General features: G+C 63.6%; 18 protein-coding genes. 5 read left to right on the top strand and 13 right to left on the bottom strand.

Translation table 11 applies throughout. The features are described from left to right. Nucleotides 1–16 precede the first annotated feature (16 nt). The 7 genes from AC54AG_RS06985 to AC54AG_RS06955 all read right to left on the bottom strand — a co-directional run bounded on the left by AC54AG_RS06985 (nucleotide 17) and on the right by AC54AG_RS06955 (nucleotide 11,015). Nucleotides 17–2,557, bottom strand: a complete 2,541-nt coding sequence (locus tag AC54AG_RS06985; protein WP_496629860.1) for an EAL domain-containing protein — start codon at nucleotides 2,555–2,557, stop codon at nucleotides 17–19. After that, a complete protein-coding gene (locus AC54AG_RS06980) occupies nucleotides 2,554–6,207 on the bottom strand; it encodes a response regulator (protein WP_496629859.1) in 3,654 nt (1,217 codons plus the stop codon). Before AC54AG_RS06980 ends, AC54AG_RS06985 begins: the two co-directional genes overlap by 4 nt. Before the next feature lie 37 nt (nucleotides 6,208–6,244). Further along, entirely contained in the window at nucleotides 6,245–7,402 is a 1,158-nt protein-coding gene (locus AC54AG_RS06975; RefSeq protein ID WP_496629858.1) for an ABC transporter substrate-binding protein, read from the bottom strand. A 132-nt stretch (nucleotides 7,403–7,534) separates the two neighbouring features. Then, entirely contained in the window at nucleotides 7,535–8,542 is a 1,008-nt protein-coding gene (locus AC54AG_RS06970; protein ID WP_496629857.1) for an NADP-dependent oxidoreductase, read from the bottom strand. A gap of 35 nt (nucleotides 8,543–8,577) precedes the next feature. Next, entirely contained in the window at nucleotides 8,578–9,387 is an 810-nt protein-coding gene (locus tag AC54AG_RS06965; protein WP_331776590.1) for an oxidoreductase, read from the bottom strand. A gap of 104 nt (nucleotides 9,388–9,491) precedes the next feature. Beyond that, the gene (locus AC54AG_RS06960; protein WP_219329040.1) at nucleotides 9,492–10,097 is read right to left on the bottom strand and encodes a TetR/AcrR family transcriptional regulator; all 606 of its coding nucleotides are present in this window, start codon (nucleotides 10,095–10,097) and stop codon (nucleotides 9,492–9,494) included. A 33-nt stretch (nucleotides 10,098–10,130) separates the two neighbouring features. Next, entirely contained in the window at nucleotides 10,131–11,015 is an 885-nt protein-coding gene (locus AC54AG_RS06955) for a LysR family transcriptional regulator (protein WP_496629856.1), read from the bottom strand. A gap of 148 nt (nucleotides 11,016–11,163) precedes the next feature. Between AC54AG_RS06955 and AC54AG_RS06950 the strand changes: the two genes are divergently transcribed. Beyond that, the gene (locus AC54AG_RS06950) at nucleotides 11,164–12,540 is read left to right on the top strand and encodes an amidohydrolase family protein (protein ID WP_496629855.1); all 1,377 of its coding nucleotides are present in this window, start codon (nucleotides 11,164–11,166) and stop codon (nucleotides 12,538–12,540) included. A gap of 40 nt (nucleotides 12,541–12,580) precedes the next feature. Here the strand turns inward: AC54AG_RS06950 and AC54AG_RS06945 are convergent, their stop codons facing one another. The 3 genes from AC54AG_RS06945 to AC54AG_RS06935 form a co-directional block, all read right to left on the bottom strand. Beyond that, nucleotides 12,581–14,524: an FTR1 family protein gene (locus AC54AG_RS06945; RefSeq protein ID WP_496629854.1), complete on the bottom strand. Its 1,944-nt coding sequence runs from the start codon at nucleotides 14,522–14,524 to the stop codon at nucleotides 12,581–12,583. Nucleotides 14,525–14,666: 142 nt separating this feature from the next. Further along, a complete protein-coding gene (locus AC54AG_RS06940; RefSeq protein ID WP_070301671.1) occupies nucleotides 14,667–15,380 on the bottom strand; it encodes a hypothetical protein in 714 nt (237 codons plus the stop codon). Nucleotides 15,381–15,472: 92 nt separating this feature from the next. After that, nucleotides 15,473–16,510, bottom strand: a complete 1,038-nt coding sequence (locus tag AC54AG_RS06935; RefSeq protein ID WP_331776595.1) for a zinc-dependent alcohol dehydrogenase — start codon at nucleotides 16,508–16,510, stop codon at nucleotides 15,473–15,475. Nucleotides 16,511–17,015: 505 nt separating this feature from the next. Here AC54AG_RS06935 and nhaA point away from each other — a divergent pair. After that, nucleotides 17,016–18,281 (top strand): Na+/H+ antiporter NhaA, encoded by a 1,266-nt coding sequence (gene nhaA, locus AC54AG_RS06930; protein WP_496629853.1) that lies wholly within the window; start codon nucleotides 17,016–17,018, stop codon nucleotides 18,279–18,281. Between the two features lie 186 nt (nucleotides 18,282–18,467). Beyond that, nucleotides 18,468–19,199, top strand: coding sequence for an arsenical resistance protein ArsH (gene arsH / locus AC54AG_RS06925; protein WP_496629852.1), 732 nt, complete (start codon nucleotides 18,468–18,470; stop codon nucleotides 19,197–19,199). 18 nt (nucleotides 19,200–19,217) lie between these two features. Here arsH and AC54AG_RS06920 read toward each other — a convergent pair whose 3' ends face one another. Both AC54AG_RS06920 and AC54AG_RS06915 read right to left on the bottom strand, forming a co-directional pair. Next, on the bottom strand, nucleotides 19,218–20,036 hold the full coding sequence (locus tag AC54AG_RS06920; protein ID WP_496629850.1) for an acetoacetate decarboxylase (ADC): 819 nt from the start codon (nucleotides 20,034–20,036) through the stop codon (nucleotides 19,218–19,220). A 208-nt stretch (nucleotides 20,037–20,244) separates the two neighbouring features. After that, a complete protein-coding gene (locus AC54AG_RS06915) occupies nucleotides 20,245–21,474 on the bottom strand; it encodes an NADH:flavin oxidoreductase/NADH oxidase family protein (RefSeq protein WP_496629849.1) in 1,230 nt (409 codons plus the stop codon). A gap of 194 nt (nucleotides 21,475–21,668) precedes the next feature. On the opposite strand from AC54AG_RS06915, the gene AC54AG_RS06910 reads away from it, so the two are divergent. Beyond that, entirely contained in the window at nucleotides 21,669–22,082 is a 414-nt protein-coding gene (locus AC54AG_RS06910) for a MerR family transcriptional regulator (RefSeq protein WP_070301678.1), read from the top strand. 43 nt (nucleotides 22,083–22,125) lie between these two features. Here AC54AG_RS06910 and AC54AG_RS06905 read toward each other — a convergent pair whose 3' ends face one another. Further along, nucleotides 22,126–24,285, bottom strand: a complete 2,160-nt coding sequence (locus AC54AG_RS06905; protein WP_496629847.1) for a TonB-dependent receptor — start codon at nucleotides 24,283–24,285, stop codon at nucleotides 22,126–22,128. A 243-nt stretch (nucleotides 24,286–24,528) separates the two neighbouring features. Here AC54AG_RS06905 and AC54AG_RS06900 point away from each other — a divergent pair, with 243 nt between their 5' ends. Continuing rightward, a complete protein-coding gene (locus AC54AG_RS06900; protein WP_496629846.1) occupies nucleotides 24,529–25,254 on the top strand; it encodes a hypothetical protein in 726 nt (241 codons plus the stop codon). Nucleotides 25,255–25,357: the final 103 nt, after the last annotated feature.

Raw genomic sequence — 25,357 nt, 5'->3', positions numbered from 1 at the left:
GGCTCCTGGTGGCGCGCTAGGCGGCACGGTTGCTGATCTCGATACCATGCGGGCCGACCGGTGGCCGCTGGACGCCCGATTCGAAGCGCACGAAGGCTTCGCGCAAATGGTCTTTCAGCAAGGTCTCGTCCCAGGGCTTGGTGATGAACTTGTACACCGAGCCTTCATTGATGGCCGCCGTGACCGAATGCAGTTCCGGGTAGCCGGACAGCATCACGCGCACGATTTCCGGATAGATACCCTTGATGCGGCGCAAGAGCTCATTGCCGGACATGCCCGGCATGCGCGCATCCGTGAGGATCACGCCCACGGCATGGGCGGCCACCAGTTCCAGCGCTTCCTGCGGCTTGCTGGTGCTGAGTATCTGGTAACCCTCCTTGCGCAGCGAGCGGCGCAGGGCGGACAGGATGTGCTCTTCGTCGTCCACCAGCAGCAGCACGCGCTGCGGCGTTTCGGCATGGCAGCTGTCGGGCGGCAAATGGGTGCCCGCATGCAACATCAGATCCATCTCGGCGCCGGGCAGCGGGCGGCTGAAATAATAGCCCTGCATGGCGTCGCACTGGTTGGTATTGAGAAATCCCAATTGTCCCTCCGTTTCCACGCCCTCGGCCACCGTCGTCATGTGCAGCGACTTGGCCATGGCGATGATGGAGCGGGTCAGCGACGCGCCATCCACGCTGTCGGTCACGTCGCGGATGAACGATTGATCGATCTTGACGACGTCGATGGGGAACTGCTTGAGGTAGGACAGGCTCGAATAGCCGGTGCCGAAGTCGTCCAGCGACAAGGTCACGCCGATTTCCTTCAATTCTTCCAGCGCCTTCACCACGAGGTCGCGGTTCTGCATCAGCACGCTTTCCGTCAGCTCCAGCTCCAGGCAGTGGGCCGGCACGCCGCTGTCGGCCAGCACTTCGCGCACCAGTTGCGGCATGTCGACCTGGCGGAACTGGCGCGCCGACACGTTGACGGCTATCGTCAGGTGCGTAAAGCCGTAGGCATGCCAGACGCCCAGTTGCGCGCACGCCGTGCGCAGCACCCATTCGCCGATGGGCACGATCATGCCCGTTTCCTCGGCCAGGGGGATGAAGCGGTCCGGCGGCACCAGGCCGATGCCGTCGCGGCGCCAGCGCAGCAGCGCTTCCATGCCATAGATCTTGCCGCTGGTAAGGTCGACCTTGGGCTGGTAGTGCAATTCCAGCTCGCCCAGCGCCAGCGCCTGGTGCAGCGCATGTTCGATTTCGGCCCGCTCTTCCACCAGCACGCCCATCTTGTGATTGTAGAACTGGTAGCCGTTGCGGCCCTTGTCCTTGGCGCTGTAGAGGGCCGCATCGGCCGTCTTGAGCAGCATGTCGCCGCTGTCGCCGTCGGATGGAAACACGCTGGCGCCGATGCTGGTGCTGACGTGCAGCGTATGTTCGCCCAGGACGAAAGGATCGGAGAACACCGCCAGCACCTTTTTCACGATCTGTTCGGCCGTCTCGATGTCGGGCAGGTCGGTCAGCAGGATGACGAACTCGTCGCCGCCCTGGCGGGCCACGGTGTCGCCCTCGCGCACGGCCAGCTTCAGCCTGCGGGCCACTTCCCGCAGCAGCGCGTCGCCCACGGGGTGGCCATAGCTGTCGTTGACGAACTTGAAACGGTCGAGGTCCATCATCAGGGTGGCCAGGTGCAAGCGGGTGCGGCGGGCATGGGCGATGGCCTGGCCGATGCGGTCGTTCAGCAATTGCCTGTTGGACAAGTCCGTCAGCGCGTCGTGGTTGGCCAGGTATTCAATGCGCAATTCCTGCAGCTTGCGGTCCGTGATGTCCTGCACGGTACCGCGCATCAAGAGCACTTCGCGGCCTTCGCGCACGGCTTCGGCCTGGTGAAAGACGATGCACTCGCCGCCGTCCGGCCGCAGCACCTTGTGTTCGAGGCCATAGCTGGTGCCGCTCGCATGCAGCTCCATGAAGGCATCGAGCAGCAGGGGCCGCTGGTCTTCCGGCAGGCACTGCAGCAGGCGGTCGAAGCTGGTGGGGCCCGCATCGGCATCCAGGCCCAGGATGCGCAACAGCTCCGGCGACCAGTAGCCGTCGCCGCCGGCGATCCGGTATTCCCAGTTGCCGAGGCGGGCCAGCGCCTGCGCGTGGTTGAGGCTTTCCTGGATACGGCTCAATTCGGTGAGCGCGCTGCTGGCCCGCAGCAGGTAGCGCAGCCGGTGCGCCAGCAGCCGCCATTGCATCGGCTTGGAAATGAAATCGCTGGCGCCCGCTTCCAGCGCCTGCTTGATGGAGTCGTCGTCGTCGTTGCCGGTCAGCACGACGATGGGCACGTGCGCGCCGCCGGGCAGACGGCGCAGCTGCTGGCAGCATTCGAAGCCGCTCATGCCGGGCATGGCGACGTCGAGCAGGATCAGGTCGGGCACGCCGCGCTGGAAGGCGGCCAGCGCTTCCAGGCCGCTGGCCGCTTCCTCGATGCGGAAGCCTTCCGGCTCCAGCGCTTCCGTCACGAGGATACGCGTCATGGTGTCGTCGTCGACCACCAGGACCAGTGCTTGCGGGGACAGTGCGGTATTCATATGGCTTCCTTCTCAATGGCCAGGGCAGCGAGGACACGGTCGAGCTCTTGCTGGATGCCGCGGATATGGTGCAGTGCGCTGCCGACGTCATTACCGCGCGCGTATTGTTCGATTTCACGGCAGGTGGCCGACAAGCCCAGCGCGCCCACGTTGGCGCAGCTCGACTTGAGCGTATGCGCCGCCAGCTGCAGGGCCGCGGCATCGCTGGCTTCGGCGGCCACTTCCAGCTGGCCCAGCAGGCGCGGGGCGTCGCTGTAGAACAGGTCGATGATGCGCCCCAGCACGTCGGGACGGCCGGGACGCCGCATGGCGCGCAGGTTTTGCAGGGCGGCGGCGTCGAGGATGGCGCCGGGCGCTGTCTCTGTCGTCTTCACCGTCTCCACCGTCTCCACCGACTCCGCTGCCGACGGCGCGGCAGGCGACGGACGCCAGCGGGCCAGGACTTCCAGCAGCGCGGCGCGCGTGTACGGCTTGGCCAGGTAGTCGTCCATGCCTGCGTCCAGGCACAGTTCGCGGTCGCCGAGGATGGCATTGGCCGTCAGGGCAATGATGGGCGTGCGGCTGCGGCCTTGCTTGCTTTCCATGCGGCGCAAGCGCCGGGTCGCTTCAAAACCATCCATTTCCGGCATCTGGCAATCCATCAGGATCACGTCGAACGGGTAGCGCTCCCACAGGGCCAGCGCGCGCGCGCCGTTGTCGGCCGGCGTCGCTTCGTAGCCGCTGTCTTCCAGCATGGCCAGGGCGATTTCCTGGTTGATCGCATTGTCTTCCACCAGCAGCATGCGCAGCGGCGCCTGGCCTGCGTTCGCGGTGTCCGCTGGAGCGGGCAGGGCAGGCATGGCAGCACTCGTTGGCGCCAGGGTGCCGTAGCCGCAGACAGCTTCGATGCAGTGGCGCAGTTCCATCGCCCGCACGGGCTTGGTCAGGCAGTATTCCACGCCCAGCGCCGTCAGCTGGCGCAGCTCGGCCGAGGCGTCCAGCGAACTGAGCATGATAATTTTCAGGGCCGCCATGCCGGCGTCGGCCTTGATCGCGCGCACCAGCTCGGCGCCATCCATGACGGGCATGCGCATGTCGATGATGGCCAGGTCGAACGGGCGCCCGCCGCGCAGCGCGGCTTGCAGCAGGTCCAGCGCTTCGGCGCCGTCGGCGGCGCTGGCGGCGGCCATCTGCCACTCGATCGCGTGCTGCAGCAGGATGCTGCGGTTGGTGGCATGGTCGTCGACGATCAGCACGTTCAAGGCGGCCAGCGACACGCGCGGCGCCGCCGGCGGCGCGTCTTCGGGCGCCACGATGCCCACGGCGATGGTGACGGCGAAGCTGGAACCCTGGCCCGCCACGGATTTCAGCACAATGTTGCCACCCATCATTTCCACCAGCTGCTTGATGATGGCCAGGCCCAGTCCCGTGCCGCCGTATTTGCGCGAAGTGGTGCTGTCGGCCTGGCGGAACGGCTGGAAGACGGCCGCTGCCGCTTCCGGCGCCATGCCGATGCCCGTGTCGCGCACTTCCAGGCGGATCTGGCCGGCGGCGGGGCAGCTGACATCGACGGAAATCTCGCCCCGTTCCGTGAACTTGGTGGCGTTATTGAGCAGGTTGGTGAGGATCTGGCGCAGCCGCACAGGGTCGCCGCGCACGTGCTGCGGCACGTCGGAGGCGATGCGGCAGGTAAATTCGATGGCCTTGCGCTGGATGCCGTTGGCAAACAGCGCCACGACATCGTCGATCACCTGGCGCAGGTCGAACGGGATATGTTCGAGCACCAGCTTGCCCGCCTCGATCTTGGAAAAGTCGAGGATGTCGTCGATGATGCTGAGCAGGCTTTCGCCCGAGCGGTGCACCGTGTGCACGAAGCGCTGCTGCTTGGGGCTCAGTTCCGTGCGCTGCAGCAATTCCGTCATGCCCAGCACGCCATTCATCGGCGTGCGGATCTCGTGGCTCATCTTGGCCAGGAATTCCGACTTGGCGCGGTTGGCGGCGTCGGCCTCGGCCTTGGCCTGCTTGAGCGCCAGGTCGCGCTGTTCCACGTGCTCGAGCATGCCGTTGAAGCCCTTGATCAATTGCCCCAGTTCATCGCTGCCATGCTGCGCCACGCGCACCGACAGCGGCTTGCCGCCGCGGATATGGGCAATCGCATGGGACAGGTGCGCCAGCGGCCTGGCGATGGATGCGCTGATCAGTCCCGTGATGGCCACGCAGGCCAGCAGCAGCACCAGCGCGATGCCGAGGATCAGCATGAAGGCATGGCGCACGCCATCGCGCACCTGGGTCACGGCATCCTGCTGCTGCCCCGTGATGCGCGCCACCTGCTGCGCGGAATGGGCGGCCTGTTCGCGTTCGAAGGCGCGTACGTGGTTGATGGCCTCGCCCAGCGCCGCCTGGCTGTCCAGCACGCTGCCCTTGGCTTGCACCAGCCGCTGTCCTGACCGTTCCACCGCGTCCAGGTAGGTGTCGACGCTGCGTGTTTCGGCCAGCAAGCCCAGCTGGCCTATGCTTTGCAGCAAGGTCTGCATGGTGCCCATGTCGCGGTGCAGTGCGCCGATGTGCAGCGCGATATCGGCGCCCAGGCGCTTGACGTCGCCAGCGGCCGTGGCGAGCATGACTTCGCCCACGTCGATGCTGATGGCGTCGACAGCCAGGTTGATTTCGCCGCTGGCGTCCTCGATGCGGGCCGAGGTGCGCATGTAGCGGTTGGCCTGCGCCAACCGGTCGCGTCCGATGGCCAGCTGCAGTTCGATGGGATCGAGTTCCTCGGCCAGGCGCAGGAGAGCGGTGGCCAGGGTGGCGCTGACTTGCTCCTTGAGCGCGGCATAGTGCACCTGCTGCGCCGCGCTGGCGCCGGCCTCGGCCAGCAGCCCGGCGCGCAAGGCCAGCAAGCCGGCGGCGGGATCGAGCATCTGGCGCGCCGTGGCCAGCAGTGTCGTTCGCAGCGCCTGCTGGGCGGGGCTGATGTCGCGCTCGCCGCTTCCCTGCAGATGGGCGACGGCCGCCGTCAGCCGTTCGCGCAAGGGTGCGATGCGGAAGCGGTTCTTCACGGCCTCCGTTTCGGCCAGCGCAATCTGCATGTCGAGGATGCTCTTGCGCAAGTCGGTCAGGTAGCGCGCGTTCTCGTTCAGGCGCTGGCTTTGCAGCTGCACTTCGGCTGCCGTGGCCTGGGCCTGGCTGTCGACCAAGCGGATCTTGCCGCGCGCGGCCTTGGCGGCGGCCTTGATCTGCGCCAGGACCCGGCCCATCTCCATCGCCTGCGCCTTGTAGTAGGCCTCGTTTTCCAGGCGCTTGCGCACGGCGACGCGCATGCGCTGGAATTCCTGTTCGAAGGCCGCGTGATAGCGGGCCGCCTGCGGCTCGCCGTGGCGCCGCAATTCATTGCGGATGCTCTCGGCGGCCTGGATATTGGCGACGATCTTGTCCGACACCTGTTCCAGCTGCGCCAGGTCTTCCGCCTTGCCCAGCTCAAAAAAGTCCGACGCCATGTCCTGCACGGTGTAGCGCAGGCGCAAGACGTCCGTGTACAGCGGCACGGTCCGGTCGGTCAAGCCATGCACATGGGTTTCGATGCCTTTCACCAGCAGCAGGCTGGCCGCCGCCATGGCCGCCACGCCGGCCAGCAGGACGCTGGTACTGATGATCAGCTTGGTCCTGATTTTCATGCCTGGCTCCAGGGCGGGCTGGAAAAGTGGGTGCGCATCACTTCGCGCCAGGCCCCGGGTCCGCCGGCACGATCTTGCCGTCGGCGATGCGGGTCAGGAAAACGGCCGTCGACGCCTGGTGGTTGTCGGGACGCAGCGTCACCCGCATGCCGCCCAGATCGAGCCGGTCGAACGATTCGAAGCTCTGGATCAGGCGCTCGCGCGTGAGGTCCGCGCCCGTGCGGCGCAGCGCCGCCACCATCAGGGTGGCCGAGATGCAGCCTTCGAAACTGACGAAAGACAGCGTGGCCACCGGCACATGCCTGGCCAGCAGCGCGGCGCAGTCGGCGGCGATCGGCAGCTGGCGGTCGTCCGGCAGGGGCACCACCTGCGAAATGACGATGTTGTTGCCTTCCTTGCCCAGCAGTTGCAGCAGGCTGTCCGTGCCGACAAACGATACCGTGGACAGGGCCGCCTTCAACCCCGCCTGGCTGGCTTCGCGCACGAACGCCGCCACCGGCGTGTAGGGGCCGGCCATGACCACCGCTTGCAGGTCGTGTCCGATCAGGGCCGCCAGTCCCGCCTTGACGGCCGTGGTGCCGCGCTGGAACGAACCCTTGGCGACGAGTTCCAGGCCGCGCCGTTGCAGGGCCCGCACGGTGCCGTCGAGCACGGCGTTGCCGAAACCGTCATCCTGGTACAGCACGCCAAAGCGCTTGACGCCCCGGCTGGCGAAATACTGCACCAGGGCATCGGACTCATCGTCATAACTGGCGCGGAAGTTGATGATTTCATGCACCACGGGGCGGCGCAAGGTCATCGCGCCCGTAAACGCGCCCACCAGCGGCACCTTCATTTCCTGGACGATCGGTATGACGGCGTTGGTCGTGGGCGTGCCTACGTTGCCGAACAGCGCGAACACCTGTTTTTCCTCTACCAGCCTGAGCGTTTCGCTGATGGCGCGGTCCGGATCGTAGCCGTCATCGGCGACCACCAGCTCGATGCTGCGGCCATGGATGCCGCCGCGCTGGTTCGCTTCCTGGAACACGGCCGTTGCGCCGTCGAGCATGGCTTTCCCCAGCCCCGAGGCCGCGCCCGTTTGTGCATTGACCATGCCCAGACGGATGTGCGTATCGGTGACGCCCGGTTCGGCGGCGTGGACCATGCCGGCCACGAGGGTGATAGCGAGCCAGCAGCATTCCGGGAAAACGCGCATGAGCTACCTTTATGGAGGTTGACCGGTATCAATTGGCACAGGGTTGACAACGAGTATGGAGCAAATTGCCAACGCAAAACTCACACATAGTCACAGTCATGGTCACGGCGTGGAAAGCAGGCCAGATACGCCTCAGGACACGGGCAGCTGCACCACCACCTTGCCCCGTGCACGGCCCTGCGCCAGGTAAGCCAGCGCCTGTTTCGCCTCAAGAAAAGGAAACACACTGTCGATGACGGGGCGGATGCTTCCCGCCTCGATCAGGGCGGCGATCTGCGCCAGCTGGCCGCCGTCGGGGCGCACGAAGTGGAAGGCATAGCTGGCGCCGCGCCGCCGCGCCAGGCCGATGATCTTGCGGCTGAGCAAACCAAACACCAGTTTCAGCACCACGTTCATGCCGCGCGCGCGGGCAAAGGCGGCGTCCGGCGGGCCGACCAGCGAAACGACGCGGCTGCCGGGCTTGACGATGTGCAAGGCTTTTTCCAGGCCGTTGCCGCGCACCGTGCCCAGCACGGCGTCGTAATCGCGCAGCACGTCCTCGAACGGCTGTTTCTTGTAGTCGATGATGTCATCGGCGCCCAGGCCGCGCACCAGTTCCACGTTCGCCGTGCTGGTGGTCGTGCCCACGCGGGCGCCCAGGTGCTTGGCCAGCTGGATGGCGAACGTGCCGATGCCGCCGGAACCGGCCGGGATGAACACTTTCTGGCCCGGCTTCAGTTGCATGCGCTCATGCATCGCTTGCCACGCCGTCAGGCCCACCATGGGAATCGACGCCGCCTGCACGAAATCGAGGTTGGCCGGTTTCAGCGCGGCCGCCTGTTCGGGCACGATGGCAAATTCGGCCAGGCTGCCGTGCGGCGTGTCGAAAATGCTCGCATACACGGCGTCGCCGACTGTAAAACGCGTGACGCCGCTGCCCACGGCCACGACCACGCCGGCCAGGTCGCTGCCCAGGGTGGCCGGCAAGCGCGTTCTCAAGATCGGCTTGAAGTCGCCCTTGGGGATCAGGTTGTCGATGGGGTTCAGGCCCACGGCGTGCACCCGCACCAGCAATTCGCCGGGGCCGGGCGTGGGGCGGGGCAGTTCCGCAAACGCCGCATAATCGAGGCCGCCGTATTGTTTGAGTTGCAATGCTTGCATGATGTTCTCTCTGAAGACTGAAAAGGCGCCGGCGCTCAGGCCAGGCGCAGGTCCTTGCGCAAGCCGGCATCCAGCAGCGCGGCCGGCATGAAACGGCGCATCAGGCGCAAGCGCGCCGCCAGCGGCCCCGCCGTGTAGCGCAGCTTGGGCTTGCTTGCCTGCGCCGCCGCCAGGATGGTGTCGGCCACGATGGCCGGGTCGTCGGCGCCGGCCATCAGCGTTTGCAGCCGGCTGGTGATGGCCGCGCTCACTTGCCGGTAGGCGGACAGCGGCGTATCGGGCGCCAGCAGATTGGCTTCGAACGTGGTTTTCGTGTAGGCCGGTTCGATGACGCTGGCGCGGATGCCCCAGCCGCGCACCTCATGGTCGAGCGATTCAGTGTAGCCCTCGATCGCGTGCTTGGTGGCGGAATACAGCGCGCCGTAAGGCATGGGCAAAAAGCCCAGGACGGAACCGATATTGAGGATGCGCCCGCCACCTTGGGCCCGCATGTGCGGCAGCACGGCCAGGGTCATGCGCAGCACACCATAGAAATTCGTGTCGAAGATGGCTTGCGCCTGCGCCACGCTGCTTTCCTCTGCGCCACCCGGGGCCACGCCGAAACCGGCGTTATTCACCAGCAGGTCGATGCGGCCTTCGCGCTGGATTACCTCTGCCACGGCGGCAGCGACGGAAGAGTCGCTGGTGACGTCGAGCGCCAGCATCGCATGGCCGGCTGCGGCCGCTTGTCCGCCGCGGCGGCTGGTGCCGTACACCGTGTAGCCCGCTTGCGCCAGGCGCCGGGCCGTGGCCGCGCCGATGCCGGACGAGGCGCCGGTGACGAGGGCAATCTTCTTGTTGTTCATGGCAATTCCTTCAGGGGTTGACAGCGTTGGATATGGTATATGACGATCATCATATTGTTGTTTCAAAAAAAGCCCGGGACAGATCAAGGTCCCGGGCAGGGCAATTAGCTGGGTGTCTGAAACTGCGCCAGGGTGGCCGCGCACAGCGCGTCCGACAGGGCCGGCTCGTCCACGGCGCGCGCGAGAATGGTGGTGCCGATCATGGCGCACACGGTCGCCATCGCTTGCGCATGCGCTTCGGGCTGGCCCCAGTTCGGCAACTGGCGCGCGAACAGGTCGATCATTTCCTTGATATGGATGGTGGCGGCGCGCCGCACCTCGGGTGCCTGGCGCGGCATTTCCGAGCCCAGCGCCGACACGGGGCAGCCCACCTCGATGGCGGCGATGTGTTCGGGTGACAGATACGCGGCCAGCATGGCCTGCAGCGCCTGGCCAGGCGGGGCGGCGGCCGCCACCCTGGCCGCCAGCGCCACCGCTTCGGCGCCCGCACGGTCGCCCGCTTCGGCCAGCAGCGCGTCGCGCGAGGCGAAGTGCGCATAGAAGCCGCCGTGCGTCAGGCCCGCTTCCTTCATGATGTCGGCCACGCCCGTGCCCGCATAGCCGCTGCGGCGGATGGCGCGCGTGGCCACCTCGACGATGCGTTCGTGGGTGGCTTCCTTGCGGCTTTGCGCCGCCGGTTTGTTCGGTGAGTTCTGCATGACGGTCATCATATCGCAGTTTTCAACAGCGTGCACGCGAGGCGCTCAGAACAGCCCGGCCGTCCAGTCGGTGAACGCCCGCATCGCCGGGGAGAGAAAGCGCTGATGCGGGTAGAGCAGCGATACGGGCACGGGCGCCGGCCGCCTGTCGGCCAGCACCTCGACCAGTGCCCCTGCCTGCAACTGGTCGCTTACGAGGATCTCGGCCAGCTGCATCAAGCCATGGCCGGCCAGGCCCAGCTCGATGTACAGCTCCGTCTCGTTGACGGCGACCGTGCCGGGGACGGGAATGGCGATGCTGGTGCCGTCTTCGATGAAATGCAGGTCGTTGCCGCGCCGCATGGTGCTGAAAAAGTAGTGGACGGCCCGGTGTCCCGGCAAATCCTCGAGGGTTGCGGGAACACCGTGTTCGGCCAGGTAGGACGGCGCCGCGCAGGTGATCCAGCGCAGCTCGCCCAGGCGGCGCGCGACCAGGGTCGAGTCTTCCAGGCTGCCGGTGCGGATCACGCAATCGACGCCTTCCTGTATCAAGTCCACCTGGCGGTCATTGACGCCGATCATCAGGTAGATGTCGGGGTAGCGCTGCTGGAATTGCGCCAACTGGGGCAGGATCACGGCATGGGCAATGCCGCCAGGCATATCGACGCGCAAGCGTCCCTGCGGGCGCTCGCTAGCGCCTTGCAGGCTCGCTTCGGTATCGGCGATCAGATCGAGGATCTCGCGGCAGCGGTGGAAGTAGCGCTCGCCTTCCGGTGTCAGGCTGAGGTTCCTGGTGGAGCGGTGCAGCAGGCGCGTCTGCAAATGCTTTTCCAGCCGCTTGATGATGGCGGTCACCGACGATGCGGGCAAAGCCAGGGTCTGCGCCGCGCGCACGAAACTCCTGCTCTCGACCACGCGAAGGAATACCTGCATTGCTTGTACGCGGTCCATGTCTTGTCTTCGTCGCAGTAGGGGAAACGGCACTATAACCCAACATTATTCGGATTTTCTGCATGCTGAAAACACACTGCGCTACTTTTTCCGCAGGTTTGCCTGCATTAGACTGCGTGCAACTCATTAGCTACAACAGGAATCAAGCATGTCTGAACAAGATCAACTACTGGCGCCACTGGCCCCGGCACCCCGCAAGATGCTGATCAAAGGCGCCACCATCATCAGCATGGATGGCAGTGTCGGCAATGTGCCCAAGGGCGATATCCTGATTGTCGATGGGGCAATCGCCGCCATCGGCCAGCATCTGCAAGCCGACGGCGCCGAAGTCATCGATGCCGCGCAGATGATCGCCATTCCCGGCATGGTCGACACCCACCGCCATGCCTGGGAAGGCCAGCTGCGCCGCATCAACCCGAATGCGGCAACGCTCGAGGACTATTGCAACGCCACGCATTTCTCGTTCGCCAAATACTACCGGCCGCGCGACATCTACGTGGGCAACCTGCTCACGGCCCTGGGCGCCATCGATGCCGGCATCACGACCGTGATCGACAATTCCCATAACAGCCGCACGGGGGCGCACGCCGACGCGGCAGTCGAAGCGCTGCTCGATGCGGGCATCCGCGCCGTGCACGCCTCGGGGGCGCCCGTCTCGGGCGAGTGGGACAAGGCGCATTGGCCAGGCAACCTGGCGCGCCTGCAAGCCAAGTATTTTACGAATCCCGACAGCCTGGTGACGCTGGCCATGATGGCGCAGCTGGAACCGGAGCAGTGGGCCGTCGCCCGTAAACTGGGTATTCCCATCGTGACCGAGTTTTTTGGCGCTGGCATGGCGGACGAGCTGGAGGGCTTGCACCGGCAGGGGCTGCTTGGCAGCGACAATATCTTCAACCACTGCACCTGCCTGCCGGATTCGGGCTGGCGCATCTTGCGCGAGGCGGGCGTGCGCGTCAATGTATGCCCGCGTTCGGATGCCCACTACGGTATCGAGGATGGCATGAACGCCTGGCAGGCGGCGCACCAGCACGGCATACGCCCCGGCCTCAGTGTCGACAACGAGACTTCGTATAGCGGCGACATGTTCATGGAAATGCGCGTGGCGTTCTACCTGCAGCGGGTGATGGGACATCGCCAGGGGCATCGCCATGCGGCGGCGCCCACCGATGCCTTCCGCTTGCTGGAAGCCGCCACGATAGACGGCGCCGCGGTGGCAGGACTGGAACAGCGCATCGGCAGTTTGAGGCCAAGCAAGCAGGCCGACCTGGTGCTGATACGCACGGGCGACCTCAATGTATATCCTGTCAACAACGCCATCGGTACCGTCGTGCATGCGGCTGAACGCAGCAATATCGATACCGTCATCATTGGCGGGCGCGTGCGCAAACGCGGTGGCGTCGTGCTGGGCGTGGATCAGGCAAAACTGCGCGCCGCGATCGACGAATCGTGTGGACACCTGTTCAGTGCCGCCGATTATCAGCCCGATCTGTTTGCCCAGTCGTTCGCACCGATCCACCAGGCGTAGGCAGCGCCATGTGGGCTCTGCCTACGCCAGCATTTCAGGATCAGGCCAGCTTGCGCTTGCCTGCCGAAACGCGGTTCCAGCCATAGCCGGCGATGATGATGGCCACGATGGCTGCCTGCGCGAGCAGGGTTTCCATGGTCGGCAGGATGCCCAGCAGGTCGATGCGCACGAAATCGACTGGGGTGACGCCGACCCAGCCCGCTTCCTGCAGCGCTGCCACGCCTTTGCCCATCAAAATCACGGCCAGCACGGCCACGAAGGCGGACGTCCACGAGAAGAACTTGCCGATCGGCATGCGGGCGCTCGTGCGCAGCAAGGCCCAGGCGATCACGACCAGCAGCACGATGGCCACGAGGAAGCCGCCCAGCAGGGCGCCGCCATTGCCGTCCGCCGCCAGGGCGGAATAGAACAGCACGGTTTCAAAGACTTCGCGGTAGACGGCGATGAAGGCCAGGGCGAACAGGCCCCAGGCGGAGCGCCGGCTCATCGCGGCCGTGAGTTTCTCGTGCAGGTATTCCTGCCAGCGCCCGGCGCTGCTCTTCTGGTGCATCCACAAGCCCACGCTGAGCAGGACCAGGGCCGCGAATACGGAACCGAGACCTTCGCTCACTTCCCGGCTGGCGCCGCTGATGGTCACCAGATACGTCGCCGCCACCCACGTCAGGCCGCCCGCCACCAGCGCGCTGGCCCAGCCCGCATGCACGTAGGCGAGCACGTCGTGGCGCTTGGCCTTGCGCAGGAAGGCGATGATGCCGATCACGATCAGCAGCGCTTCCACGCCTTCGCGCAGCAAGATCGTCAGCGCGCCGATAAAGGTGGTCATCGGGTCGGCCTTGGCGTCGCCCAGTTCCGCTTCCACGTGGGTAAACAGTTGCTGCAGTTTTTCACCGGCCGCTTCGGCGTCGGCTACCGTGCCCTTCGCCACGGCGGAGCGGTAGGCCAGCATGGCGTTTTCCACGGCCAGCAGCAGGGATTTGTTGCGCGCGCCGACCATCGGCTCGATCGGCTCGAAACCGTCCAGGTAGGCCGACAGGCCCAGGCGCGTGGCGTTCGCGCGGTCGCCCGCGTGCATGGCGGCCAGGCTTTCGGCCAGGCGCAGACGCGACAGGGCCAGGCCGGCCGGCTTGTGCGCTTCGGCCTTGCCGGCATGGTTGCGCAGATACGCCGTCAGCGCTTTGGCCTCGTCCGCGCCCAGCTTGGCGGCAACGGCTTCCTGCGTCAGGGTCGTCACGGCGGCCAAGTCCGCGTACAGCTTCTTGGCCCGTGGATCGTCCTGCCACAGCTTTTCACCGTGCGCGCTGGCCGCCGCATCGTGCGACATGCCGCCGATATAGAAAGCCAGGTCCCAGCGCTCGTTTTCGGACAGCTGGCCGAAACTGGCCATCGACGTGCCGGCCACGCCTTGCGAAATGACCTGGTACAGCGCCATCAGGCTGCGCGACTGCGCCCGTTCGCCATCCGTGAAGGCGATCGGTTTCGGTTCCAGGCTGGCTGCCAGCGGACCATCGCCGCCACCGGCCACGCCGTGGCAAGAAGCGCACTGGGCCGCATACAGGGCCGCGCCGCGCGCCAGGTTGGGCAGCACTTTCGGCGCCACGGGTATCGGGTAGGCGGCAATCAGCAAGCCGTTCGCATGGTGCGCCAGGCGCTTGACTTCCACGCCGTCCCCCTTGGCGACGACGGCTTTGCGCAGGTCGGCGATGGCGGCGGCAATGGCCGCTTGCGAGGCGTGGGCGGGCAGGGCGGCGATCTGCGTCGTCGCGTTGTCCGTGAAATCGAGCATTTCCGCGTATTCGGCCTCGCTGACCACCTTGCCGTGCTCGACGGCGCCGCTGTAATCGACGGCAACGTAATCAATCAATTGCCACAACTGCTTGGCGCCGGCGCCGGGATCGGTTGTTTGTGCCTGCGCGCCACCGGCCAGCAACAGGCTGGCGGCCACGAGCGGATAGCACACGAGCCATTTCTTCATAGAACTGAACATGATTCTCATTCTCATTTGTCGTTAACCCGGCGACTATAGGACAGACCGTGCGGGGTGTCAACGGCGCACGGACCTTGTCCTGGACGATAGTGCGGACCAGGCGCCGGGAGGCGGCAGAGAATGGGACGGCGGAAAACGCGTGCTACTGGCCAGATGCCGGCTTCGCGTACAGGCCCCTGGCCAGGCCATTGTCCGCATCGTCGACTTGCAGGCCGCCCTCGACGACACGCAGGGCCAGCTTCTGGAATGCCTGGCCCCTGAGCCATTGGGGATCGGTGACGGCGAACGCGGCGATGCGCTCCTGCGCGCGCTCCGCTGGCACGGCCAGCCATTGATAGTCGGCTTTCGAGCCCTGGCGGCGCAAGCCCGCCCGCACCCAGCGTTCCGACGCCGGCATGCGGACGATGGCGTCGCCGTTCGCCACGCTCACGGCCGTGGCCGTCTTGCCGCTTTGCGCTTCGAATTTCACTTCCACGCCGGCCATCGGCCCCAGCCGGGGGAAGCCGACGATGGCCACCCACAGTCCCGCTTCGGCCGCTTTCTGGATGCGCATTTCCGATTCCTCGAACACGCGGAACTGCGGTTCCTTGCCGCCATTGCCCGCCACCAGGGTCACCACGTCGCCCGAAGCACGCCACTCGCCGCTCGCTTGCTGGTCGGTATTGCCATAACTGAGCATCCATTCGAACGTGCCGTCCTTTTTCAGCAGCAGTTCGGAGCCCGTTTCCATGACGCCTTGCAGATAATAGTGGCCCGGCAGTGACGACGCGGCTGGCTCGGCCGCGCTGGCCCAGCTGGCCGAAATGGAGAAGGCGAGGGCGGCGCAGGCCAGCAGGCGCGAGAGGGATTGCTTCATCGGTGTGTCCTCGTTGTGTTTTTATGATAAGTCATCATAACAACGGCAATTAAATTGCCGTCGCACGACACACCGGAATGCTGGCGTCGCGTTTACTTCGCGCTGAAATCGAGCACGACGCGCGCGGCAACCTTGCCGTGTTCCAGGCGGCTGAAGATGTCGTTGATGGCCGACAGCGGCTGCAATTCCACGTCGGCCTTGACCTTGCCCGTGGCGGCAAAGGCAAGCGCCTCGGCCATGTCCTGGCGCGTGCCCACAAAAGAGCCGCGTATCGTCACGCAATTGGCGACGACGTCGAACAGCGGCGTCGGGAAGTCGCCCGGCGGCAAGCCCACGAGCACGCAGGTGCCGCGCTTGCGCGTCATCGCCACGCCTTGCTGGAAAGCGTCGAGCGACGGCGCCGTGATCAGCACGCCGTGGGCGCCGCCCCCGGTCGCTTCGCGCAGGGCCGCGACGGGGTCGCCCTGGCGCGCATTGATGGTCACTTCGGCACCGAGGGCGCGTGCGTGCTCCAGCTTGCCGTCATCGATGTCGACGGCCGCCACGCGCAAGCCCATGGCCAGCGCATATTCGATGGCCAGGTGACCGAGTCCGCCAATGCCGGACACGGCCAGCCATTCGCCCGGCCGCGCGCCCGTTTCCTTGATGCCCTTGTAGCTGGTCACGCCGGCGCAGATGATGGGCGCGGCCTGCACGGCGGACAGGCCCGCCGGGATATGCGCGACGTAGCGCGGGTCGGCCAGGATGTATTCGGCAAAGCCGCCATTCTTGGTGTAGCCGCCGAACTGCGCTTCGGCGCACACGGTTTCCCAGGCCGCCAGGCAATGTTCGCAATGGCCGCAAGCCGAATAGAGCCAGGGCACGCCGACCCGGTCGCCCAGCTGCACTTCCGTCACGCCCGTGCCCACGGCCACCACCAGGCCGATGCCTTCGTGGCCCGGAATGAACGGCGGCGACGGCTTGACGGGCCAGTCGCCGCGTGCCGCATGCAAGTCCGTGTGGCAAACGCCGCACGCTTCCGTCTTGACGAGGATCTGGCCGGGGCCGGGCACCGGCACAGGCACATCGCGCAGCACCAGCGGCTGGCCCAGTTGCTCGACAACGGCGGCTTTCATGGTAGTGGGTGTCATGGTATTCCTTATGAAGTAGGTAGGGCGTAGAGCAGGGCGCAAGCCATGATTTGCTGAACAGAAGCTTGCGAATGATCATATTCTGCTGCACACGATACAAAAATTGATTGATCTACATCAACATACTGAGCGGGAAGCCAGCCACCTTGAAGGACGATTCAGTCCGCTGCTGTCGCGTTGAAGGAAAGCCCCGCCTGAGGTATAATGACAACTCGGCGTGTGCTGCGTGCGCCCGGGGCTACCCCGAATACGGAGAACGACATTTTCGTTTTCCGTGAGGTTTTATGATGCGCGCAGCGTTCCATCTCTATTGGCGTCAACTGATTGAAGCACCGCTTTCCGCGGGCGCTGTCTTTTTCCTTTCCCACTCCTCGTCTACGCCTGCCCGGCCTGCTTGTGCTTGCGCTTGTATTGGCACTTCGTCCGTCATTGACCTCGCCGAGCGTGCTTGCGCCCGGAGGGCCTGGTGCGTCGTGGGCATCCATTCGTTCAAGGAGCATGCGGCATGAGCACCACTACATCACCGAAACACCATTCCGTTCTACAGCGCTTCCTCGCCAGTGACGCGGCGGGCGGCATCCTGTTGATGGCAGCGGCCGTTGCCGCCCTGATTATCGCCAACAGTCCGCTGGCCGGCGCCTACCAGCATTTTCTGCATTGGCAAACAGGTCCCGTGCTCAGCGACAAACTGGGCCCGATGACAACCCACCTCTGGGTCAACGACGGGCTGATGGCGGTCTTTTTCCTCCTGGTCGGGCTCGAGATCAAACGGGAACTGGTCGATGGCCGGCTCTCGACGTGGGAGCAGCGACGCCTGCCGGCATTGCCCGCACTGCTGGGGATGGCATTCCCGGCCGCGATCTACGTTTTACTGACTGCGAAACAGCCCTTGCTGATGAATGGCTGGGCGATACCTGCCGCGACGGACATCGCGTTCGCCATGGGAGTGCTGGCGCTGCTGGGACGCCATGCCCCCTTGTCCTTGAAATTGCTGCTTGTTTCAGTGGCCATTATCGATGACATGGGCGCTGTCGCCATCATCGCCGTTTTCTATACCGCCTCCATCAATGCCGGCGCACTTGCCGCCGCGGCCGCCATCGTCGTGGTGTTATTTGCCTTGAACAAGCTTCGCGTGATGAAACTATGGCCGTATCTGATCGGCCTGGCCCTGCTTTGGTATGTCACGCTGCTCTCGGGCGTGCACGCAACGATCGCCGGCGTGGTGGGCGCCTTCCTGATCCCCTACATTCCATCCCCAGGCACGCCGGATGCGCCTGATTCGCCCCTGCACCGGCTCGAACACGCCTTGCATCCATGGGTCGGTTTCCTGATCGTCCCGGTATTCGGTTTCGTCAACGCTGGCGTCTCGTTCGCCGGACTCTCGCCATCAGCCATGTGGGCGCCGCTCCCGCTTGGCATTGCCGCAGGTCTTTTCCTCGGCAAGCAACTGGGCGTGTTCGCTGGTGTCATGCTGGCGGTCAAGAGTGGACTTGCTGGCAAGCCACGCGGCAGCACCTGGCTGCAAATTTATGCGGTCTCGATGCTTTGTGGTATCGGTTTTACGATGAGCCTGTTCATCAGTGGGCTGGCATTTCCTGGCCATCCAGCGTATGTCGAGGAAGCCAAGATCGGCATCCTGCTTGGCTCTCTCCTGTCGGCCATCGTTGCTTGCCTGATTCTGCGTTTCGCCCCGAAGGCAAAAGACCAGTGTGAGCATGAAAGTGTGCAGGCAGACGAAATTCGCCGCGATGGCGATGTTGTGACAATGTAATGCGGCGCTTCGTCGAGGCCTGCACTTGGTCTCGACGGATCCCATGTCAAACAGTCTTTCCAGGTACCAAGTACGCAGAAAAACAGGTTTACATCAATTTCATGTTTCGATTATTATGGAATTATAGAATTAATTATCGCCGCGTTGGCCGGCACTACGCCTGAGCTAATCAAGAAAGGATTTACCATGAATAACTTGCCCAACATCAGCGACGCCCACCTCGATACGCCGACCCTCGATAAACTTGCGCCGCCGACGGTGGCCACGCATCCACCGCGCATCCTCTTGCTGTATGGCTCGCTGCGTGAACGCTCGTTCAGCCGCTTGCTGACCCTGGAGGCGGAGCGGCTGCTCCAGCATTTCGGCGCCGAGACGCGGGTGTTCGACCCGCATGGCTTGCCCATGGTCGACAGCGTCAGCCCCGATCATCCCAAGGTGCAGGAGCTACGCGAACTGTCGCTGTGGTCGGAAGGCCAGGTCTGGTGCAGCCCGGAACGCCATGGCGCCGTGACGGGCGTGTTCAAGTCGCAGATCGACTGGCTGCCGCTGGAAATGGGGAGCGTGCGTCCCACGCAAGGGCGTACCTTGGCCGTGATGCAAGTGTCGGGCGGCTCGCAATCGTTCAACGCCGTCAACGGCTTGCGCGTGCTGGGCCGCTGGATGCGCATGGTGACGATCCCGAACCAGTCGTCCGTTGCCAAGGCATACCAGGAATTTGACGACAACGACCGCATGAAGCCGTCGCCATACTACGACCGCCTGGTCGACGTCATGGAAGAACTGTATAAATTCACCCTGGTGGTGCGCGACCGCTCCGATTACCTGACCAGCCGCTACAGCGAGCGCAAGGAGTCCATGCCGCTAGAGGTGCGCGCCCTTGCCACGGCGGCCATGGATCACGAAACGCCGGGCAAGTAGGCTGTTAATGGCCTATTTTTAATGACCTGACAATAATGGCTTCGGCGCATACAGCGCGCTTTGAAATTCCGGCACGTATTCATATTTCATCATCTTTCCCAGCTTTAATGATTTGAGATAGGTCGAAAAGCTGCCGTCGCCCAGTTGCAGGCCGACCGATTCCGCGCTCGTGCTCGACGCGTGGCTCAACTGGCGGGAAACGGCATAGCCATACGTGAGTTTCCCGGCGCCATCCTTGTTGGTGAAGCTGTTGCTCACCACATCGGCCGTGTGCGACAGGTCGCCCAGTTTTTTGCCTGCAAAAACAAAATCGAGCTTGCCCGTTGCGCTATCGATGACTTCAAAGGAAACGCTTGCGTCCGTTTCCTTCACCTCGATACCGGTCAGCCACTTGGGCAGATTGTAGCCAACCACGCCACGCACCCTGGCCAGTTCCGTGTTGACGGGAAGCTTGAGCACATAGCCCCAGAAATCCTTGGACAGCGATTGGCCCAGCAAGGTGAACGGGCCAAAGCTGGCGCTGCCCGGCTTGCTGGTGACAATCGCCAATGAAATTTCATTGTAGCTGTCGTTGTCGCAATACTCATACGCATAGGCCGTCAATGCCACCGCGCCCCGGCCTGGCCACACTTGCAGCGGCTGGACTTGCTTCAGTATGTCTGCCGGCATCAGCTCCTTCAAGCGCGCGAGGTCGGCCGTAAATACGGCCGTGATCTTGCGGTTCCTGTAATAGAAGTTCGGCGAATACGAGTCAAAGCCGATGGACACCTTTTCTTTTTGCATCTCCTTGAACCAGCTCAGGTCAAGCTCCGGCGCTTCCGCTGCGATGACGGACAAAGGCGGATTCGAGCGAAAGCGGTGATACAGGCCGCCAGCGGCCACCGGGACGGCATGTCCCGCGATATCAATGATGAGCTGCCTGTTTTCGACAGCGTGTTCCGCCCGGGACGGGCTTGTGGCAATACTCAATACCAATGCGGATACCGCCGCGGCGATTTTCATGTTCATTGCTTGCACCTTCCATGTTTGATTGGGAAAAACTCCATTAAAAGCCGCTATGCATCCGGCGGCGATACTGCCGGTTCCGGATGGCGGTGTCCCATTGCTGTATCAATAGCGCCAGCGCAGGTGCCACGTTGGGCCGGGTATGCTTGCCCTGGCTCAGGCGCCGCAGCTGATACTTGACCATTGCCATATAGGCGATGGACGACAGCACCTTGTTTTTCCACGTAATGGCCCGGAGCAAGGGGCTTGCCGATTGATCGGAACGCCATGCTTCAGGCAGTTGCGGGTCTATTGCCAAGGCCGTCCCCATGCCCGCCATGGCAATGCCGCTGTCCAGCACTTGTTGCACCACCTGGTAGCGGCGTATGCCGCCCGTCACCATGATGGGCATGCTTGCCACCGTGGCGATATCCTTGGCGAACTCGAGGAAATAGGCTTCGCGGGCCAGGGTGCGTCCGTCGCGGGTCTGGCCGTGCATGGCAGGGGCTTCATAACTGCCGCCGGACAATTCAATCAGGTCGACGCCCAGGATATTGAGCATGGAAACCACCTGCTTGGCGTCATCCGAACTGAATCCGCCTTTCTGGAAATCCGCCGAATTGAGCTTCACGGCAACGGCAAAGCCTTTGCCGACGGCTTGCCGCACCTCGTTGACGACGTCAACCAGCAGCCGCGCCCGGTTTTCCAGCGAACCGCCCCAGCGGTCGGTGCGCTGGTTGGTCAGAGGGGAGAGGAACTGGCTGATCAGGTAGCCGTGCGCGGCATGGATTTGCACGCCCGTAAAGCCAAAGCGCTCCGCCAGCCGGGCGCTGTTGACAAAGCGCTGCTTCACGTCGGCAATGTCGGCCTCCGTCATTGCGCGCGGCGCCGAAAATTGCTTTGAAAAGTTGCCCAGGTCCATGGGCACAACTGACGGCGCGATGGTTTCCTGTCCCAGGGCGGCGGGCATCTGGCGCCCTGGATGGTTGATCTGCATCCAGACCTGCGCGCCGCGTGAACGGGCGGTGCGCGACCATTGCTCGAAGCGCGCGCCAAATTCGTCAGACTCAAGCACCACGCCGCCTGGGCCCGTCATGGCGCGGCGGTCGATCATCACGTTTCCGGTGATCATCAGGCCCACGCCACCGTCCGCCCACGACTGGTACAGGCGTATCAGCTCGTCCGAGGGAGCGTGGTCCTTGTCGGCCATGTTCTCTTCCATGGCGGCCTTGGCAAGACGGTTCGGAACGACGGTCCCATTCGGTAATGTCAGTGCGGTAAAGGGTTTCATGCTGATCTCCAAGGTTGCGATAGCCTCACGATAAGCTTTAAGCTAACTTGAAGGTCAAGCCCTGAATCGAAAAAATTGCAATCTCCCTTGCGCCATCACCCGTCGCTTGACATTGAAGCTGGCTTCAAGCTTATAGTTGAGCATGGCGTCCTGATGACACGGACAGGCAAGCACAAAAAATCAGCGGGGAAGTGATGAAAATTGGTGAATTGGCCAAGCGCAGCGGCTTGGCGGCCTCCACGATTCGGTTCTACGAATCCAGGGGCTTGTTGAAAGCCGTGAGCCGGCAATCGAATGGCTACCGCGACTATCCTCTGGAAGCGGTGGCGGTACTGTCCATTATCAGCGACGCGCAGCAGGCGGGCTTTTCCCTGGACGAAATCAAGCAAGTCTTGCCCGAGGATAGCTCATCATGGAAACATGATGAGCTGATGGCCGCGCTGAAAAAGAAGATTGCCGATATCGAATCGCTGGAAGTGCGATTGGCGCAGAACAAGGCCCATCTTTTATCCCTGATTCAACTGATCGATGCAAAACCGGACGATGTGGACTGCAAGGACAATGCAGCCAGGGTCATGGAAAGCATGGGCATAGGCAGTAAAAATTAAACCAAGGAAAGATAGTCAAGCCCGCGGCAAGCGCATCGACAAATCAGAAATCGACGGCGGCCGACAATTGCATGGTGCGGGGCGCCGACTGCGAAACGGTGCCATACGAGGCCACGCCGGCCCAGTAATGGCGGTCGAAAGCGTTCATCAAGCCGGCGCGCAAGGTCGTCGCCTTGCCGGCGATGGCCGTGCGGTAGCGCAAGCCCAGGTCGACCTTGGTCCACGACGGCACCGATTGCAGATTCGTCTGATCCACAAACTGCTTGCTCGTGTAACTGACGGCGCCCGTGGCCGTCAGGCCCGGCCAGTACGGCAGATCCCATTCGCCGCCCAGGTTGGCCATCGACGTCGGCACGCCCACGGGGCGCTTGCCCATGGTGGCGGCGTTGTTGGTTTTTACCAGGCGCCCGTCGAGCAAGGTGATGCCGGCCAGCAGGCGCACGGCCTTGCTGGCGGCGCCGGACAGGTTCAGCTCCAGGCCCCGGTTGCGCTGCTCGCTATCCATGCTGTAGACCTTGCCATACAACTGGCCGCTGGGCTTGGTCACCTGGAACACGGCCAGCGTCGCCAGCACGACGCCGAAATCGGCCTTCGTACCCACTTCATATTGCTTGCTCTTGTAGGGCGCGAAGACCTGGCCCGCGTTGTCGGCGATGTTCGGGGCGATATCGCCCTTGCTCAGGCCCTCGATATAGTTCGCATACAGCGACACGTGGCGCAGCGGCTTGACGACGATGCCGGCCAGCGGCGTCAAGGCGCCTTGCTTGTAGTGCGTGGTCAGCGCGCCGCTGATGGCGTTGTAGTTTTTTGATTCGACCAGCTGGCGGCGCACGCCCAGGGTCAACTGCACGCGCTGGTCCAGCATGTCCAGCGTATCGGCCACGGCCAGGCTGGAGATGGTGGACGCGGACAGTTTCGGCACGCGGGCCGGTGCGGCAATGCCGGGGTCGGGCACGGCCACGGGATGGTAGATGTTCGAGGTGATGAGCTTGCCTGAATTGCTCACGCTGCCAAACTCGTCGCGGTAGACATTGCCCATCACGACAAGCGCATGCTCGACGCCGCCCGTGCGAAAGCGTGTGCGCACGCCCGTGTCGCCACTGGCGCGCCGCACGCGGAATTTCCAGTTCATGGGCGTGACCGTCATGTCGCCGGCCGCGCTGGTGATCGTCGGCGTCTGGTCCGAATAGCGCGACACGTCGGAGCGCGTGCCGCCCAGATCGGCGAACACGGTCACTTTATCGTTCACATCGTATTCGATCTTGCCCAAGGTGGCCAGGTCGTTGGACTTCCACCAGCCCCACGACTGGGCGATGTTGCGCCGGCCGTCCGGCGCCTCGGGCACGGGCAGGCGCGCGGCCACGAGGAAAGGGCGCGTGGGCGCGTCGATCCACTGGTATTGCTCGATCACGTCGAGCGAGGCGCGCAGCCGCTGGCCCTGGTAGTCGAGGGCGACGGCCGCCACTTCCGCGCGCGAAGTCTGGTAGTCGAGCGGCGTATGGCCCTGGCGGTGCAAGCCATTGAAGCGGATGCCGAAACGCCGCTCTTCACCGAAACGGCGGCTGACGTCGATGGCCGCGCCAGCCTGCGAGCCCGAGCCGTAATCGAGCGTCAAACGCGTCAAGTCGCGCGGCAGCGAGCGTTTCGGCACGGCATTGACGACGCCGCCCACGCCACCATTCGGCGACATCCCGTACAGCAAGGCGGCCGGCCCCTTGAGCACCTCGACGCTTTGCAGGTATTCCGTAAACAAATGGTAATTGGGCGAGACGCCATACACGCCGTCGAACGCCACTTCACTCAGATTGCCCTCGTTGAGGGGAAAACCGCGGATGAAAAACGAATCCGTGACGCCGCCGATCTGGCCCGTGAAGCGGGTGGACGGATCGCCGCCCAGCACCTCGGCCAGAGTCAGCGCCTGCTGGTCCAGCATGCGCTGGCTGGTGTAGCTGTTGACGCTGAACGGCGTGTCGAGCAAGTCTTTTTCCCCCAGCAAGCCAGCCCGCGCACTCTTGGCAATCTGCCCGCCGGCATCCGCTTCGGCCTGGCCTGTGACGACCACAGTGGCAAGCGGGTTGGGCGCGCTGGACGTTGCTTGCGCGTAGACGGACGGTGGCACGCTGGCAATGAGGAGGCCGGCGAGGATCAGGCGGGCGGCGAGGGGATGATGGGCAGGGAATGGAGTAGGGCGTGAGGATGGCATCGATGGCATGGGCGCAAGGTTATAAGAAGAAAAACTGTGCGCACTATACTATAAATGAGAATCATTACGTTCTATATTTGCTGGCATGAGGTGCTCTGAATGCTGGTCGAGAAGCCGATTTGGCTTCGCTTTGCAAGGATCAACTGTCGGTTGCGCAAGGACCTGAGGTAGTCTTTTTCGTTTGATTGCCGGCGCCTCTCTTCATAGGGGGCATAGTCGGTGTAGCCCGTCGCCGGGCGGCAAATGTATGCACTGCTGCGCTCCATCTGGCAAGGCATCCTGGGGCGCGGCCCGAACGGCGAACAAATGGGGCAAGTCCACGTCCGTGACCCGCATCGTTTCGGCTTCGGCGTGGCCGGCGCGCACAAGATCGCCAGCTACATAGCGAAATACTGCGGCAAGGAAATGCAGTGCAGGGCGCTTGACCAGAAACGCTACTTCCGCTCCAGGGGCATCGTGTGCCGGAAGTCGACGTATGGCGGGTGCCGTTCTGTACAAACATGCTGCGCGCCGCACAGGTCGCATTTCAGGCGCTTTCCGGCCATTGCATGGACGGCTTGCAGACCTGGTGCAACAACAATCTCGGCGTCGTGTACCTGGCGACAGCTCCGGGATTGCCACAAGTGGTGGACGATTGTCCGTTCTGACAGTTTATCCACCTTGATTGATGAGGAGGAGGGACGTGATATGGCAAATTTTGATGCTAATTCACTGCGGATACTTGAGTTAATTGAGGATGAATTCCGCAACCAGTACTGGATCATTCGCAATTCTAGGCGCACCAACTGGCGGGCGGTCAACCGGACTAGGATGCTTGGAGATTTTATGTACATGCTTGGGGTACCGAAATGGGGGGGGCAACAAGCACGTTACTGTTTGCGTCTACGGGTATGTGAGCGATGTTTTAAGGACGAGTTTCGCTGCCATGGAATTTCTGAACGCGCAAGACGAGGTGACTTCAATAAATAACTTTTTTTGCAATTGTATGCATGTATATTGATTTCAATAGAACAACAAATTGTTGCAATAAAACCACCGGTTCATATTTATTTCTTTATGGATTTTGAAATCT

It is taken from the genome of Janthinobacterium sp. BCJ23, assembly GCF_059617945.1.
This window is presented reverse-complemented; position numbering and strand designations above follow the sequence as displayed.

Bases quoted from the DNA above. Each gene is read 5' to 3' on its own strand.
- AC54AG_RS06985 (WP_496629860.1), bottom strand. From the start codon at position 2,557: ATGAATACCGCACTGTCCCCGCAAGCACTGGTCCTGGTGGTCGACGAC.
- AC54AG_RS06980 (WP_496629859.1), bottom strand. From the start codon at position 6,207: ATGAAAATCAGGACCAAGCTGATCATCAGTACCAGCGTCCTGCTGGCC.
- AC54AG_RS06975 (WP_496629858.1), bottom strand. From the start codon at position 7,402: ATGCGCGTTTTCCCGGAATGCTGCTGGCTCGCTATCACCCTCGTGGCC.
- AC54AG_RS06970 (WP_496629857.1), bottom strand. From the start codon at position 8,542: ATGCAAGCATTGCAACTCAAACAATACGGCGGCCTCGATTATGCGGCG.
- AC54AG_RS06965 (WP_331776590.1), bottom strand. From the start codon at position 9,387: ATGAACAACAAGAAGATTGCCCTCGTCACCGGCGCCTCGTCCGGCATC.
- AC54AG_RS06960 (WP_219329040.1), bottom strand. From the start codon at position 10,097: ATGATGACCGTCATGCAGAACTCACCGAACAAACCGGCGGCGCAAAGC.
- AC54AG_RS06955 (WP_496629856.1), bottom strand. From the start codon at position 11,015: ATGGACCGCGTACAAGCAATGCAGGTATTCCTTCGCGTGGTCGAGAGC.
- AC54AG_RS06950 (WP_496629855.1), top strand. From the start codon at position 11,164: ATGTCTGAACAAGATCAACTACTGGCGCCACTGGCCCCGGCACCCCGC.
- AC54AG_RS06945 (WP_496629854.1), bottom strand. From the start codon at position 14,524: ATGTTCAGTTCTATGAAGAAATGGCTCGTGTGCTATCCGCTCGTGGCC.
- AC54AG_RS06940 (WP_070301671.1), bottom strand. From the start codon at position 15,380: ATGAAGCAATCCCTCTCGCGCCTGCTGGCCTGCGCCGCCCTCGCCTTC.
- AC54AG_RS06935 (WP_331776595.1), bottom strand. From the start codon at position 16,510: ATGACACCCACTACCATGAAAGCCGCCGTTGTCGAGCAACTGGGCCAG.
- nhaA (WP_496629853.1), top strand. From the start codon at position 17,016: ATGAGCACCACTACATCACCGAAACACCATTCCGTTCTACAGCGCTTC.
- arsH (WP_496629852.1), top strand. From the start codon at position 18,468: ATGAATAACTTGCCCAACATCAGCGACGCCCACCTCGATACGCCGACC.
- AC54AG_RS06915 (WP_496629849.1), bottom strand. From the start codon at position 21,474: ATGAAACCCTTTACCGCACTGACATTACCGAATGGGACCGTCGTTCCG.
- AC54AG_RS06910 (WP_070301678.1), top strand. From the start codon at position 21,669: ATGAAAATTGGTGAATTGGCCAAGCGCAGCGGCTTGGCGGCCTCCACG.
- AC54AG_RS06905 (WP_496629847.1), bottom strand. From the start codon at position 24,285: ATGCCATCCTCACGCCCTACTCCATTCCCTGCCCATCATCCCCTCGCC.
- AC54AG_RS06900 (WP_496629846.1), top strand. From the start codon at position 24,529: ATGTATGCACTGCTGCGCTCCATCTGGCAAGGCATCCTGGGGCGCGGC.